Raw genomic sequence first — 14,331 nt, forward strand, 5'->3', positions numbered from 1 at the left:
GGATCGACTATCAAGGCATCTGCTCGGTAGCCATCACATTAGAACATAAAAGAGAGGTTGAACCTCTCTAAATTTATTTTTCTTCACTCATTTTTGATTTTACTTCATCATAAGATAGTGCATGGGATTCCTCTTCTACTGTCTCAGGCATTTTCCCTGTTTCGTAAAGAGATTTAATCTGTGTACTATCTAATGTTTCGTATTTCAACAATGCTTCTGCAATCAACTTATGAGTTTCACGATTTGATTGGATGATTTCAGCTGCTTTGTTTCGTGCCTCATTTAATAATGAACGAACTTCCTCGTCAATCTCATAGGCTGTTTGTTCTGAAATTGATTTTTGAGGACTTTGTGCACCAAACATAGCATGATTACCTTCGTATTGAACTGGGCCAAGTTTTTCACTCATACCGTATTCAGTGACCATTGCACGCGCCATCTGTGTAGCTTGTTCAAAGTCATTTGAAGCTCCTGTCGTTTGGACATTAAAGATAATCTCTTCAGCTACACGACCACCCATCAAACCTGCTAATTGTTCTTTCATGTCTTCCTTAGATAGAAGCATTTGATCCTCTTTCGGAAGCGCAATCATGTAACCACCTGCACGTCCACGTGGTACAATGGTAACTTTATGAACAACACGGGCATTTGACAAGACTAAACCAACAATAGTATGTCCAGCCTCATGATAAGCAACCAATTCCCGTTCTCTTTGTGATACTGTTTTATCCTTCTTAGATGGTCCAGCAATCACTCTGTCTTCTGCCTCATCAATATCTGAAGCATCAATGACTGACTTGTTGCGACGGGCTGCAACCAAGGCTGCCTCATTTAGAACATTTTCCAAGTCAGCTCCCACAAAACCTGGAGTTTGTTGGGCAACTAGTTTCAAATCCACATCGTCTGCCAGAGGTTTATTTTTAGCGTGAACTTTCAAGATTGCTTCACGACCTTTAACATCAGGGCGACCAACTAAGACTTTTCTATCAAAACGTCCTGGACGGAGAAGAGCTGGATCTAGAACATCTGAACGGTTCGTCGCAGCGATAACAATAATTCCTTCATTTCCCTCAAAACCATCCATCTCAATCAAGAGTTGGTTCAAGGTTTGTTCACGTTCATCATTACCTCCACCAAGACCGACACCACGTTGGCGACCAACGGCATCAATTTCATCGATAAAGATGATGGCTGGCGCTGCTTTTTTTGCATCCTCAAAAAGTGAACGAACTCGGCTAGCCCCAACTCCGACAAACATTTCTACAAAGTCCGATCCTGAGATGCTAAAGAATGGAACTCCTGCTTCTCCAGCAACCGCCTTAGCAAGTAAGGTCTTACCTGTTCCCGGAGGTCCCTCTAAAAGAACACCTGCAGGAATACGCGCACCAAGTTTGGTAAATCGTTTTGGATCTTTTAGGAATTCAACAACTTCTACTAATTCTTGTTTTTCTTCCTCGGCACCAGCAACATCTGAGAATCGTACCTTGATATCTTCTTTGTTTGCAGCTTTGGCCTTGCTACGTCCAAAACTCATTGGATTTCGGCCACTATTCCCTCCCATATTTCCCATCATAGAGAATAGGAAGAAGAAAAGAATAGCAAATGGCACAACAGAGACAAGGATATTGATCCACATACCGCTTGAACTCTCATGTTTGACTGTTACTTCTGCCTGATGTTCAGAAGCAAGTTTTTGCAATTCTGAAACTGTTGAATCAGACGGAAGAATAGTACTTGAGAATCTTTCTACTGTTGTAGCTGTAGGAGTGAAAAATTGAATTCCTGTTTCTTCTTTACTAGTCTTAGGATTTTTATAAACACCAGACACTTCAATGATGCTGCCATTTGGCTGATAGGTTAATTCTTTTACATTGTCTGCTGTAATTTCTTTTACCAATTCTGTATAGTTAATTTTTTCGCTTCGCCCAGCAGTATTTCCAGAGTAAAAATACTGGAATCCTGTCACTAGGAAGAAGATAATTAACAAGTATAGAAATGGATTTCTAACTAAACCATTATTTTGTTTTTTCATTAAAGATAGATCTTTCTAATTTGAATAAACTTCTTCTTTCAAAACTCCGACATAAGGAAGGTTACGATAATTTTCTTTATAGTCCAAACCATAACCTACTACAAACTCATTTGGAATAGTAAAGCAAGTGTAATCCGCTTCAATTTCAACAACGCGTCCCTCTGGTTTGTCCAACAAAGTCGCGATTTTAACAGAAGCTGCTTCTCTTGCAATAAACATATCTCGCAAATTCTTCAAGGTTTGACCTGTATCGATGATATCCTCTACAAATAAAACATGTCTTCCTTTGATATCTTGCGTCACGTCTTGCTTGATATTGATGACACCACTACTTGCTGTTCCACCATGGTAACTAGATACCATCATGAAATCCATCTCAATATGCGTATCAATATGTTTAACCAATTCAGCCATAAAAGGAATCGATCCTTTCAAAATTCCAATAAGAATTGGATTTTTCCCCTCATAGTCTTTGGTTAATTGTTCACCTAGCTTTTTAGCCGCTTCTGTAATTTCATCATGTGAAACGAGGATTTTTTTAATATCGTGTTCTAACATCTTTTTACCTATCTATTTTTTCTATATAAATTACAGTGTTCATTATATCATTTTTCGTGTTTTTACTCAAATCACTGGTCGCAATTCCTGAAATTGAGACAATTTCTCCAAATTGCTCAATAATAGGGGTTGTTTTTCGTTTTTCAATAGGGATTTTTAAATCTATAAATAAGCGTCTCAGTTTCTTTCGATAACCATTCAGCCTAATAATATCGCCAGGTTTTCGACATCTAATATATACAGATGTTTCCCGTGAAACCGTTACTTTTTGAACAAAATCCCCTTCAATAGGAATGCCAAAGGAAAATAAATAGCCCTTATATCGAACTTGATTTTGATAGTGTAACACAAGTTCATCTTCCTTTTCATCGGCCTGAGGACTGATTTTACAAATTTGAAACCGTTGATACTCTTTTATCAATTCGTAGCCATTTTTAAGAGAATGACGATACTGACTTTTCGTTGCTAAAATCTGTCGAACTTCAGCAAACTGAGCCTTTGTCAGATTTAAGTCTGGAAATTGATTAAGATAGTTTTGGAGCAAGATTCCTTGAGTTTGTTGAGAGTATGAAAATAGCTCATTCAAATCTTCCACATCAATTTGTTTCGAAAGTTCCGTTATTGTTGCTTGGTAATCTGAAATTTCCCTTCCTAAATCTAAAAGGGCGGATTTAAGACGAGGATTTTCTTTTTCAAGCTCTGGTAAATACCTATTCCGAATGCGATTGCGAAAATAGGTATTTTCCTGATTTGTTTGATCTTCAAAATGAACAATTGGTGGAAAATCCTTTTTATGAAAATGCAACAAGGGACGAATGATTTCAATTCCATCAACTACTTGGCTTTCTTTTATTCCTGTTAAATAACGGAGCCGACTTCCTCGAATCAAGCGCATCAAAATCGTTTCAACTTGATCATCTGCATGGTGGGCAGTAACCAAGGCAGTCGCTCCAATCTCTTTCATGATTTTCCTAAAAAAATCATAACGAAACTCTCGAGCACGCGCTTCTGAAAAGTCTCCTAAGAAGCTTGTGATATAAATAGGAAGTTCAGCTGCATCAGCTAACTTCCTTAGTTCATTTTCCTCCCAGTCAGATTCCCTTCTCTGCTTGTGATTGACATGTGCTAAAATCAACTCAATTTCTAACTCATTTTGATAAGTAGACAATAGCTGGAATAAAAACATTGAGTCCAGTCCGCCAGACAAAGCTAATACGACTTTAGAATGTTTTTTGAAATACTCTTTTCGGAGAAAATGATTTAAAAAATCCTGGTCCCTCATTTTAGAACCTCATAGACATCCTTGGCTATCTTAGCAATAGTATCATAATCAGAATTTTTGGTGAAAATGGAAAGAACGAAAGGAGAATCCGTATAAACAATGGCAGTGTCATGTTTAAACTCATCGGCATCTCCAATTTTATGAGCTACCTTAACCGAAACACCTTTTGCGATTCTTTGGTTGTCAAAATCAGTCTTACCTAGAGACTCTAGGACAAAACCATTCTGATTATAAATAGCTTCCATGACTTTTCCAGCCATTTTTGAAGAAGTCAGTTTATCATTCACATCCCAATCTTCGCCCATAATGGTGGACATTTTTTCTTTAAAAGCCCCGTCAGATTGATTGGTCACGTAATAACCTAAAATATTATGAGCAACATTATCAGACTCTTTTGTTACCTTGGTAATTAACTGTTGAAGACTGTATTCTTTGTTATCTTCTTTTTTAGGTAAGCTACCACTACCTTCTGGTTTATAGGACCCAGGGAAACTATTTACTTCTGGGATATACTTGAAGCTACTGTCTAGCGTATATTCCCCTTGATTTATCTTATCTTGAGCGTAATAAAGGTAGGCTAGTTTCAAGATGCTAGCTGCATAAAGTTTGCTGTCTTCATTCACCCCAGCCTCTTTACCTGTACTCAGTTGTTTAACATAAATAGAATAATTTTCATTCTGATAGTTGTTTGATAAAACTTCTTGAACCTTCTGGATGCGATTGTCTTCTTCTGAGGTGAACTCTTTTGATACCCACCCAACTTGATTGATATGAAGAAATTCTTGTCCCTCAGCAAAGAGAGCTCTATCCACCGTTACGCGTTGATAGGGAGAGAGGGTTGAAGAAATTTCTTTCGCATCATAGGGACTGTTATAGATAACAAACCCCTGCTCCAACCATACTTGTCTATTTTGAGTTTGAACTTGACTTTGATCATAGACCAACCGCTTATCTGCAAGGATAAACTGGTGATTATCTAATTTAAAAACAGGAACACCTTGTCTATTCAAACGCCATTCTACTATTTTAAAGGTGGTTCCAGGAGTCAATTTACCAGACTCCTTAACAAGATCCTCATTAGCATAGACGGCTGTTTCTCCATATACCATTGGGGATTCCAGAGTTTCTTTATAGTAGAATCCATAATCAGACTCAGTTAGATAATAAATTTCTTGCGAAGAGTAAGGAAGCTGTTTTTCTGTGCTAACTACTCTTGAGGTTATGATAAAAGCAGGTAGCAATAAAACTACTAAGAACTTACGCATTCTTCTCTTCCCTTTCTTCTTGTAATCGTAATAAATGGTTTTTAGCTGCCAATTCCTCTAATTTTTCATCTGATAAACTTAAAAATTGCTCAACAACTTCCAATAAATTTTCCATGACATTACCTCGGAAGCAAATCAGGAATTGTGTAAATTGCTTCTCGTTTCTTTGAGTAATAGTACTTGGCGCGTGCATATTTTGCTACATAGTCTTCATCTTTCAACTTTGCAGCAAAGGCGGATTCCTTATCCTTTTCATCACTAAGAGTTTGGTACTGCTCTTTCAACTCTGTCAATTGCTGACGGCGTTGTAGTAACTGATCATAGCTTTGAGCCAAGTTATAAGTTGGTAAAATAAACAACAAGATCATCAAAATAAGGACCCAACCCATAAAACGATTTCGTTTTTGTCTCTCCTTCATCAGGTAACGACGACGTTGATGTTCATTTTGAATAAAAGAATTATTCATCTGTACAATATTTTTAGACATTTTCTTCTACCCGTGTTTCACTGAGAATTTCATACATGCCTGCTGCGTCTTCTTTTTTTGTACTATCTTTCATTTCTAGTACTTTAACAAGCAACAACTTATTTCCAAAGCGAATTTCAACTTGGTCATCAACTTTCAAATCCGTTGAACTTTTGGCCAAGATTCCATTCACCTTGATTCTACCTTTATCTGCTACTTCTTTTGCGACTGTGCGGCGCTTAATAATTCGTGATACTTTTAAATACTTGTCTAATCTCATTTTTATTACCTCAAATTATTATTGTACCATTTTTATCCTTTTTATAGAAGAAAAATGTTAAATGGGATTTGCTTCCTTTGATTCTTTTATCTCTAATAAACTTTCTCCAAAAATCAGCAAACCTTCTAAAATTTCATAATCCTTCTTGTTTCGGACATCAAATACAACTTCCATTAATCCCTTATTCTCAGCTATAGCTGCTTTTAAGTTCGTTGCAGATAAGGCTTTAAAATAATCTTGAGCCAAGAATAGTCGTTGAGTGACTTTTTCAAATTGAACTGTAATCTTATTTTCTTTTCTTTCCACACGTTCTACAAATACCTTGTCAAAATATGACTTAACCAAACCAATCTCTAAAAGGTATGCTACTACGTCTGGGTATTCTCCAAAGCGGTCCATCAACTCTTCTTGTAGTTCTTCATAGTTGACACGATTGTCAATTTGACGAATTTTCTTGTAAATTTCAATCTTATGTCGTTGGTCAGAAATATAAGTATCAGGAAGATAAGCATCAATTTGTAAAATCAACTCAGCATTTCCTTTGATTCTTTTATTCCCATTACCGTTCCGTTTAGCAATAGCTTCCTCTAATAACTGTGAATACAATTCAAAACCAACAGAATCAATGAAACCAGACTGCGATTTTCCTAGGAGATTTCCTGCTCCACGAATCGAAAGATCTCGCATCGCAATCTTAAATCCTGAGCCTAATTCTGTAAATCCCTTAATTGCTTCTAATCTCTTTTCAGAGACTTCACTGATTGATTTTTCTGGACGATACATGAGATAGGCATAAGCAATACGATTACTACGACCGACTCTTCCTCTTAATTGATACAAGGTTGACAAACCCATATGGTCTGCATTTTCAATAAATAAGGTATTGGCATTTGGAATATCTACCCCTGTCTCAATAATAGTAGTCGTCACCAAAATATCATACTGACCTTCAATAAAGTCCAGTAGAGTGTTTTCCAACTGAATTTCACTCATTTGTCCATGAACATACCCAATCGAAGCCTCTGGAATCAACTCCTGTAATTCCGAAACCTTCTGGTCAATCGTGTCAACCTTATTGTAAAGATAGTAAATTTGACCTCCACGCTCCATTTCACGCAAGACAGCATCACGAATGACACTATCATTCTTCTCTAATACATAGGTTTGAACAGGATAGCGATTGGTTGGAGGAGTTTCAATAACAGACAAATCTCGGATTCCCAGCATAGACATGTGGAGAGTACGAGGAATTGGCGTTGCTGTCAAGGTTAGAACATCTACTTGTTTTTTCAGTTCTTTCAAAGTTTCCTTATGCTTGACACCAAATCGTTGTTCCTCATCAATAATCATCAATCCCAAATCTGAAAACACAACATCTTTTGACAAAACACGATGCGTTCCAATCAAAATATCGACTTGACCATTCTTTAGTTTTTCAAGTGTTTCTGCCTGCTCTTTTTTACTTCTAAAGCGACTCAACACATCAATATTAACAGCAAAATTTTGGAATCGTTCCTTAAAATTCGTATAGTGCTGTTGCGCTAAAACCGTCGTTGGAACTAGAACGACCACCTGTTTGTGATCATTGACTGCCTTAAAAGCAGCACGCATTGCTACTTCAGTCTTCCCAAAACCAACATCTCCAACCAAAAGTCGATCCATGGGGTGAGAATCCTGCATATCTCTCTTGATTTCCTCAATACTACGAAGTTGATCATCCGTTTCAACATAAGGGAAGGCATCATCAAAAGCATGTTGATCTTCATCATCAGCTGAGAAAGCAAAACCCTTCAACTGACTACGCTCAGAATACAGTTTAATTAAATCGTCAGCTATATCCTCTACCTGGTTCTTAACTTTTTGCTTGGCCTTTTTGAAATGACCGTCATTTAATTTATTGAGTTTAGGAGGTTTCCCATCACTTGAAACATATTTGGACAGTAACTGAACCTGCTCTACTGGGATGGAGATTTGGTCACCATTTTGATACTGTACACTGACATAATCACGGTGAATGCCTTGGATTTCAATTGTTTCGATTCCTAGATATTGACCAATTCCATGGATATGGTGAACAACATAATCCCCTTTTTCAAGTTCATTATAATCTTTTAATCGCTCTGCGTTTGAAGCATGTTGTCTTCGAAAACGATGTTTTAATTTCTTTTGAAAAATCTCATGTTCAGTAATCAAGAGAATTTTTTCATCTACAAAATGAAAACCATGTCTTAGATTACCCTCAATCAAGTTTACAGATTCTTTACAGATACTTGACTTATCTTTGGAATCCAATTTGATCTGATATTCCTCTAAAACATCCTCCAATGTTTTACTTCCCATTGAATTGCTAGACTGCAAAACAATAGTGTAGTCCATTTTTTTGTATCGCTCAATTTCTTCTTTTAAAAATGAAAATTGATTGAAAAACTCTTGCATTGGGTATTGATTAAATTGATAAATGTGATCAAACTTGAGGTTTCCTAAGCCCTTTTGCAGATTAGAGAAAAAGGTAACTGGACTTTGTTTTTTATAGGTTTGCTCTGTATCTGCAAAATACTGCATCTCGGAAAATGATTTACCATTCTGTAAATCTTCTGTAAAGTATTGTGCTAATTCTCTTTCAAAGGCTTCATACTGATTCATCAATTTTTGATAGTCATCAAAGAATACTGGTGTATCTTTTTCAATATAATCAAATACAGTCCATGCTTTATCGTAACATAAGGACAAAAACTTTCGACTATCTGAATGTACTTGTTTTTGATGAAAACTTGACAAAATATCTTCCAAATATGATTTTAAAATTGGTGATAGAGTCTTTGAAATTTGCTTTTCTAAAGCTGACTGTCCTCGTTGATAATCTTTTTCTCTCAAAAGTATGTCGCTAGCTGGAAAGATAGTGAGGTTTGTCTGATTTTCTTTCGATAATTGTGTTTCGACTTCAAAAGTACGAATACCATCTACTTCATCGCCAAAAAACTCGATTCGGAAAGGTTCTAACTGAGACATCTCAAAAATATCTAAAATGTCTCCTCGAATACTAAACTCACCTTGTGTCTGTACTTGAGTAACTTTTCGATATCCAATTTCCTTTAACCGGTGAAGTAGCTCGTGTTGGTCATATTCTTCACCGACTGCAATTTTTATAGTACTTTCTTTAAATCTAGTCGGAGAGGGTAAAATTAACCGACTCGCTGCAATATTACAAACTAAAACCCCTTTCTTAGATGGATCATTCAAAAAACGCAAGGCTTCAACCCGCGAAATGATTTTTTCTTGCGAAGACATCAAAAACTCTACCATAGGAGAATCATCGACCAAAAAAGGATAGACAAGTTCCTCTCCTAAGAGAGAAAGAAGATCACTGATAATTCGTTCTGCTTCTCCATAAGTTGAAGTCAGTAACACAATCTTATTTTCTTTTTCTAGGCTGCTTGCAATTGCAAGAGCCTTGGTAGACGTTGATAAACCAAGTATTAGTTGTCTTTTCTTATCTATCAGATTTTGATGCCATTTTTTTATCTGATCATTTTCTGAGAATAAATCTAATAAAGTCACCATTTAACCATTATACCTCTGCATTGTTTTCTCAAAGTTTTTCTCTTGTAAATAGTAGTTTACAGCATCGTCAACCTTGTCAATAGACTGTAAAATACCCACATAGTCATCCTGTTCAAACTTACTTAAAACATGATTAACAACCGACATGCCTTTTTTAGGTCTTCCAATACCTATTTTAACACGGTTAAATACTTGAGTTCCAATATGTTGAATAATAGACTTGATACCATTATGACCACCCGCTGATCCCTTTGCTCTTAAACGAATTTTCCCGACTTCCATGTCAAGGTCGTCGTAAATAACGAGTAAATCTTCAATATCCAAACCATAGTAAGTCAATAAAGCATGAACCGCTTTTCCACTTTCATTCATAAATGTTGTTGGTTTGACCAGATAAATTTTTTCTCCATTGAAGAAAAAAGAAGCTAGGTCAGCTTGAAATATCTTGTCATGTGTAAAGGTAACATTTTGTTTTTTGGCCAATTGGTCAATCAACATAAATCCAACGTTGTGCTTGGTCTCAAAATATTTATCCCCTGGATTTCCTAATCCAACAAGTAATTTAGTCATTTATTTTTCCTTTCAAAAGCCAAAAGGGTTGGAATTTTTTTCCAACCTAATTGACACTATTTATTAAATGTTATTAAACGTTAAAGCGGAATTCCATGATATCGCCATCTTGAACGATATATTCTTTTCCTTCTTCACGCAAGCGTCCAGCTTCTTTTACAGCCTTTTCAGATCCATATTTCACTAGATCCTCATATGACATTGTTACTGCACGAATAAAGCCTTTTTCAAAGTCTGAGTGGATAATACCAGCTACTTGAGGAGCTTTCATCCCTCGCTTAAAGGTCCAAGCACGGACTTCTTTTTCACCAGCTGTGAAGTAAGTTCCAAGCCCAAGCAAGTGATAGGCTGCACGAGTCAACTTGTCAACACCTGATTCTGTCAAGCCAAGTGCTTCAAGAAACTCTTGCTTATCTTCATCATCTAACTCAGAAATTTCTTCCTCAGCACGCGCAGAAATAACTACTACCTCTGCATTTTCTGTCGCTGCGAATTCACGAATTTGCTTCACATATTCGATAGAATCTGGATCTGAAACTACATCCTCATCCACATTAGCAACATAAAGAACTGGTTTAGTGGTTAAAAGGAAGAGACCTTTGACTACTTTTTGCTCTTCATCTGTGAATTCAATGGTACGTGCTGATTTTCCATCTTCAAGGACTGGTTTAATTTTTTGAAGGACGTTAAACTCTGCCACAGATTCCTTATCTTTTTGCGTACGTGCCATCTTTTCTACACGCGCATAGCGTTTATTAACTGATTCTAAGTCAGCAAGAATCAACTCTAGGTTAATGGTATCAATATCTGCAAGTGGATCCACAAAGGCGTCTTCACGTCCTTGCTCGCGCATAACATTTTCATCATCAAAAGCACGTACAACGTGAACAATCGCATCTACTTCACGGATATTGGCCAAGAATTTATTCCCTAGACCTTCTCCTTTTGAAGCTCCTTTTACAATCCCTGCAATATCTGTAAACTCAAAGGTTGTTGGAACTGTCTTTTTAGGAGTAATCATTTCCGTTAGTTTTTGTAGGCGTTCATCTGGAACTTCCACCATCCCAACGTTTGGATCAATAGTCGCAAATGGGTAGTTTGCCGCCTCTGCTCCTGCTTTTGTAATTGCATTAAAAAGGGTTGATTTCCCAACGTTTGGCAAACCAACGATACCTGCTGTTAAAGCCATAGTTTCTCATTCTCCGTTCTCATTTCAATCCCTAACATTATAACACAAAAAGGGAAAACTTGCTAACCCTCTAACTAAGGGTTCTTAGTCAATAATCTTATTCATTTTTCGTTCAAAATCATAGCGACTCATCATAACAAGGTGGTCACAATTGCTACATTTGATTTTGATATCTGCCCCTATGCGTGTAATTTCCCAACGATTGGCCTTTTTACCTGTTGATTTAATTGTACAAGCATGTGGTTTTTTCATCTCAACAAAATTTCCAACTTGATACATACTACTCTCCTTTTCTTTTTTGATTATATCATAAAAGAGGCGAGCTAGGCTCAACCTCTTTCACTTAATTTGTTCGAACTGGTGTGATAAGCTGCATGAAATCTTCGTCAGTATCTGCTGGCACAAGAGTAAATGGACGAACTGATGAGATAAAGCTAATAGTAACCTTTTCGCTATTTAAAGCCTTGAGGGAATCAATCAAGTAAGTTGGGTTAAAACTAATAGTTAAATCATCCCCGGTCACCTGCTCTGTATCGATTTCTTCGTTTACTTTACCAACTTCTGGAGAGTGAACATGGGCGCTAACAACCCCACCTTTAATTTCAAGCTTCACAGTACCGTTTTGAGTCGCACTTGATAAGAGACGTGCACGCTCCATAGATTGACGCAAATTAACCACATCAAAAGTAATTGTAGTATTAAAGTCTGTTGGAATCAAACGATCTGTATCAGGATAGTTTCCTTCTAGGAGACGAGTGTAGAAGCTAATATTTTCGCTTCTAAAGAGGATTTGATTATTTGCAAAGAAAATCTCTACAGTTTCAATATCATCTGTAAATACCGCTGAAAATTCGCGTAGAGAGCGGCTAGGAATCACCACATCGAAATCATCTCCATTTTTTTCAAGAGTCAATTTCTTCTGGCTAAGGCGGTGTGAGTCTGTTGCAACTGTTTTTAGTTCCTTATGTTGGCTCAATACAAAATGAACACCTGTTAAGATGGGACGACTCTCTTGCGTACTTGCAGCAAAAGCTGTTTCATTGATAATTTTCTTGAGTAGTTTGGTTTCAAGAACCAAAGGTGTGCTTGCTGAAATTTCTTGGATTCGTGGGTACTGTTCGCTATCTTTTCCTTTTAGGGTAATTTCTGATTTACCACTTGTTAAGACAATTTGTTTTTGTTCAATTTCTTTGAAATCAAGCGTTACATCTGGAAGACTAGATACAACATTGATAAAGAAAGAAGCTTCTAGAAGAATCGAACCTAAAGAAGTAATCAAAAGACCAGCATCTTCATTTTTTTGAGAAATGAAATTTTCAATAGAAATTTGACCATTTGATCCAATTAAAGTAATTCCTTCATTGCTAATATCAATTTTGATTGTCGATAAAATCGGAATAGCATTTTTTGAGCTAATTGCTCGTTTTGTGGTATTTAAAGCTTGTAGAAATAAATTTTTATTAATTGAAAAATGAATCATGGATTCTCCTTTATTTATTTTTAGTATTAGAAAGTTAATAGTAATAATAGTATGTGTGAATTTTGTGGAAAACTGGGTGCTATTTAGTAAACTTAAGCTTCTAAGCTTGTTTAAAAAATGTGGATAAAAAAGATAAGAAAGGAAAAGTTATCCACAAGCTACTTAATTTTCTTTTTGATTGCTTCTATTTCTAAACGTAAATTATCGTCTTCGTCAATCAATGATTTGATTTTAGCATGGGCATGAATCACGGTGGTGTGATCCTTTCCACCAAATTCTTTTCCGATTTTTGGAAGACTGTTATCTGTCAGTTCTCTAGCTAGATACATGGCAACTTGACGTGCTAAAACGATGTTTTGAACTCGTCTCGTCCCCTTCATTTCTTTGACACTCACTCCATAAAAATTACCAACTTCAGTTTGGATTTTCTCAATTGGAATAACAAGTATCTGGCGGGCGTCTTGCTTACGTGCTCTAATAGCTTCCGCAGCAATATCAATAGTAATATCCTTAATCTTCTTCACTCTGGCAATTAAAGTGATATCGTTGATTGCTCCTTCCAATTCTCGAACATTTGAATCAAATTGGCCAGCCAAGTATTCTAGAGTATCACTTTGGAAATGGTAATCCAAGTGCTCTGTTTTACTTTGAAGAATGGCGATACGTGTCTCAAAGTCAGGAGGGGTGATATTTTGCGTCAATCCCCAGCTAAAGCGTGTAACAAGTCTTTCCTCAAGGCCTTCTAGGTGTTTAGGACTTCGATCACTGGTTAGGACAATCTGTTTCTGTTTATCATGAAGAGCATTGAAGGTATTGAAAAATTCTTCCTGGGTCGCGACTTTTTTGCCACTGAGAGATTGGATATCATCGATCAATAAGAGATCAAGGCTACGGTAAGTCTTTTTGAACTTTTCCATTTCCCCAAGTCGCAAGTGTTCAAGAAAGTCATTGATAAAGCTTTCGGCAGGAATGTACTTGACACGCGCATCAGGAATATTTTTCAAAATCTCATTTCCAATCGCATTGAGTAAGTGAGTCTTTCCAAGACCAGGTCCTCCATAGATGAAAAGAGGATTATAAGTCAGAGCTAAATCTTCAGATACAGCTAGTGCAGCAGACACCGCCCAAACATTACCATCACCTTGAATAAAGTTATCAAAGGTATATTTTTCTTTTAACCCTGTTTCGGAATAGGGAATCGTTGGTAGTGCAGGTGTGTAATCGTAAGTAGAGACACTATTCGTATCATTTACTTGAGGAGATTCTGTACTCTGAGGTTTAGTGAAAATATAGTGAGGTTTGATTTCAGAATCATAAATTTCAAAACCAGCAGCAATGATAATATCTTTTAATTGCTTTTCCCACACCATTTCCATCTCTGATCTCGGTAGAAATATAGTAGCTGTATTTTCTTCTACTTTGATGAGTTCAGCAGGTGTAGCATAGAAATCATACATAGATCGAGTCAATCTTTCTTGAGCAAATTCTAAAATACGATTCCAAAATTGCTTTTCTTTCAACTAATTTTCCTCCTTTACTATGATTTTAGTAGTTTAGTGCTAGACTTATTTTACCATAGATAATAGGATTTTTCCACAGATTGGGGAAAAGAATCCACAATGTTAGCAGTATTTATCCACAGGTTGG

13 protein-coding genes are annotated in these 14,331 nt (G+C 36.6%); all 13 read right to left on the bottom strand.

Going from position 1 to position 14,331, the window contains the following annotated elements:
• Positions 1-73 precede the first annotated feature (73 nt).
• The gene (ftsH, locus tag HMPREF2991_RS04865; RefSeq protein WP_042903093.1) at positions 74-2,032 is read right to left on the bottom strand and encodes an ATP-dependent zinc metalloprotease FtsH; all 1,959 of its coding nucleotides are present in this window, start codon (positions 2,030-2,032) and stop codon (positions 74-76) included.
• 15 nt (positions 2,033-2,047) lie between these two features.
• The gene (hpt, locus tag HMPREF2991_RS04870; RefSeq protein WP_000889408.1) at positions 2,048-2,590 is read right to left on the bottom strand and encodes a hypoxanthine phosphoribosyltransferase; all 543 of its coding nucleotides are present in this window, start codon (positions 2,588-2,590) and stop codon (positions 2,048-2,050) included.
• A gap of 4 nt (positions 2,591-2,594) precedes the next feature.
• Positions 2,595-3,872, bottom strand: a complete 1,278-nt coding sequence (gene tilS, locus HMPREF2991_RS04875; protein ID WP_042903092.1) for a tRNA lysidine(34) synthetase TilS — start codon at positions 3,870-3,872, stop codon at positions 2,595-2,597.
• A complete protein-coding gene (locus HMPREF2991_RS04880; protein ID WP_070569610.1) occupies positions 3,869-5,137 on the bottom strand; it encodes a serine hydrolase in 1,269 nt (422 codons plus the stop codon). Before HMPREF2991_RS04880 ends, tilS begins: the two co-directional genes overlap by 4 nt.
• Positions 5,130-5,252, bottom strand: a complete 123-nt coding sequence (locus HMPREF2991_RS11185; RefSeq protein WP_000429343.1) for an SP_0009 family protein — start codon at positions 5,250-5,252, stop codon at positions 5,130-5,132. Before HMPREF2991_RS11185 ends, HMPREF2991_RS04880 begins: the two co-directional genes overlap by 8 nt.
• A gap of 4 nt (positions 5,253-5,256) precedes the next feature.
• Positions 5,257-5,625 carry a septum formation initiator family protein gene (locus tag HMPREF2991_RS04890; protein WP_000041922.1) on the bottom strand — a complete coding sequence of 123 codons (369 nt, stop codon included), beginning with the start codon at positions 5,623-5,625 and terminating at the stop codon, positions 5,257-5,259.
• Positions 5,618-5,884: an RNA-binding S4 domain-containing protein gene (locus HMPREF2991_RS04895; protein ID WP_001234975.1), complete on the bottom strand. Its 267-nt coding sequence runs from the start codon at positions 5,882-5,884 to the stop codon at positions 5,618-5,620. Before HMPREF2991_RS04895 ends, HMPREF2991_RS04890 begins: the two co-directional genes overlap by 8 nt.
• Before the next feature lie 57 nt (positions 5,885-5,941).
• On the bottom strand, positions 5,942-9,445 hold the full coding sequence (mfd, locus tag HMPREF2991_RS04900) for a transcription-repair coupling factor (RefSeq protein ID WP_000258068.1): 3,504 nt from the start codon (positions 9,443-9,445) through the stop codon (positions 5,942-5,944).
• Entirely contained in the window at positions 9,446-10,015 is a 570-nt protein-coding gene (gene pth, locus HMPREF2991_RS04905) for an aminoacyl-tRNA hydrolase (protein WP_000163923.1), read from the bottom strand. It lies immediately after the preceding gene.
• A gap of 73 nt (positions 10,016-10,088) precedes the next feature.
• The gene (gene ychF / locus HMPREF2991_RS04910; protein WP_001218703.1) at positions 10,089-11,204 is read right to left on the bottom strand and encodes a redox-regulated ATPase YchF; all 1,116 of its coding nucleotides are present in this window, start codon (positions 11,202-11,204) and stop codon (positions 10,089-10,091) included.
• A gap of 84 nt (positions 11,205-11,288) precedes the next feature.
• On the bottom strand, positions 11,289-11,483 hold the full coding sequence (locus HMPREF2991_RS04915; protein WP_000285180.1) for a DUF951 domain-containing protein: 195 nt from the start codon (positions 11,481-11,483) through the stop codon (positions 11,289-11,291).
• Positions 11,484-11,547: 64 nt separating this feature from the next.
• Positions 11,548-12,684: a DNA polymerase III subunit beta gene (gene dnaN / locus HMPREF2991_RS04920; protein ID WP_000581139.1), complete on the bottom strand. Its 1,137-nt coding sequence runs from the start codon at positions 12,682-12,684 to the stop codon at positions 11,548-11,550.
• Between the two features lie 158 nt (positions 12,685-12,842).
• Positions 12,843-14,204: a chromosomal replication initiator protein DnaA gene (gene dnaA / locus HMPREF2991_RS04925; RefSeq protein WP_000660625.1), complete on the bottom strand. Its 1,362-nt coding sequence runs from the start codon at positions 14,202-14,204 to the stop codon at positions 12,843-12,845.
• Between the last annotated feature and the right edge of the window lie 127 nt (positions 14,205-14,331).

The sequence above is a fragment of the Streptococcus sp. HMSC072D07 genome (assembly GCF_001814835.1).
Taxonomy (GTDB): Bacteria; Bacillota; Bacilli; order Lactobacillales; family Streptococcaceae; genus Streptococcus.